This window comes from Caballeronia sp. M23-90, assembly GCF_053574605.1.
On record NZ_JBSIPA010000750.1, the window covers coordinates 1 to 1774 of the forward strand.

Consider the following 1774-nt stretch of genomic DNA (forward strand, 5'->3'; position numbering starts at 1 on the left):
TCGTGAAGGCGGACGGCGATCTCACCGGTTCCTTCGCGCCGAACACCACGCTGTCGGCCTGGTAGTTCGCGGCCACGTTCGGATGCGCGAAGGAACCGGTGAGATCGCCGTCCGCCTTCACGAGACCCGCCAAACCGAAGCCCAGCCGCTCGAGTTGCGGGGCATCGATACGAAACCGCAAGCGGTCACTCGGCGCGCCGAAACTGCCGTTCAGATCGACGTTGTTTCCCGCGATGGAAAGCGTCGCGTTGCTCGGCAAGATGCGCGTTCCCACGACCTGGATCGTGCCCGCGCCGGTGAGCGGCAGGTTGTCGTAGACGCTTTCGCCGAGCTTGAATTGCGCTTTGGTGGTGAGCGTCGGCGCGAGCACGCCGGTTGCGGAAAGCGTGCCGTTGACACGCGCTTCTATTGTGCGTGGCTTGGCGGCAGGTTTTTTTGCACCCTTCGCCGGCGGCGGCGTTGCAAGCAACCGGTCGGACAGCAACAACGGATTGAAATCGACAATCTTTGCCTTCACGTCGTAGCTCGAATGCACGTCTTTCTTGAGCGCGCCGCTCAGCTCGATATGCCCCTTCCCCACGCTTACCTTCACGGCATCGAAGGCGGTCTGCTTGGCATCGAGCGTGATCTTGCCTTGTGCACGCAAAGCCGCCTTGGTGTCGCTCAGATCGAGCGTGATGATCTGCGTATCGCCGGCAAGCTTGATGCCGATGGGTCCGCCAAATTGCGTCGGCCGGATGGTCGATTCGATCTGACTCAGGTCGAGCTTCGCCACTTTCAGGTCGAACTCGCCCTTGCCGTCTTTGAGGGTTCCGCTACCCGTGAGCGTTGCGTCCTTCAAGAGCCGCACGTTCAAGCCTGAAATGGTTTGCTCAGAAGCGTCGAGCTTCACATTCGCATGGGCGTCGATCAAGGGGATCAGTTTCTTGTCCACCGAACCCGGCTTCGCGTTCACAATGGAAACCGGCCCCGTCACCACCAGCGCGTCGGGCGCAGCCGGATCGGGCTTCACTTCAGCGCGCAACGCCAGATCCGCAAACGGCGCGCTCGCGCTGAACGCCTGCGGATTCACATGATCCACCGTGACGAGCGCACGCTTGAGCGGCACCACGCCAAACGGCTCGGCCTCCACGTGCGCATTGCCCTTCAGCTTCATGCCGCTTGCATCGATATCCGCCGTCAGGTTCTCAAGCGATCCCGTCAGGCGCGCGGCGACCTGCACGGTTTCGTCGCTCACCTTGCCCGAATATCCGACGTCTCCCGTCAAGGGAAACGGACGCGCGCCGCCATCGAGTTTCAACGCCGCAGTGACGGCGCCAAAGGGGGTATCGAGACGCTGGACGGTGGCCGCGTGATGGCGGCCATCGCTGTGACCCGATAGAGCGAGGCGCGAAAATTCTGTCGTCGTGGCGCCGTCATGCAGACGCAGTTTGTCGAGCGTGACGTCGCTGATCACGAGCTGGATCGGCAGGCGAAGATCCCTCGGCAACTCGATCGGGCCACTGCTTTTCGGCGATGGCGCGATCCGGGCGTCGACCGTTCCCACATGCAAATAATCGATGGTGAAACGCAACGGCGCGCGCGTCAGCGCCCATTGGCCGGAGACGCTGTCCACGGCGACATCCGTACCGTCGGTGCCTTTCCAGCGAACGTTGCGAAGCCGCAAGCCGGTCGAGATCGCGCCATCGCCGAAAAGCAGTGGCCCGATCGAGTTGCCGAGGGATCTTCGCCTGCCGATCCAGCTCGTGATCAGCGACGTCACGCTCGACAAACT

Annotated in this window: 1 pseudogene; it reads right to left on the reverse strand. The window is 62.5% G+C overall.

From position 1 onward, the window contains the following. Positions 1–1774: pseudogene (locus tag ACRXB1_RS35490) on the reverse strand (translocation/assembly module TamB domain-containing protein); the annotation flags it as partial.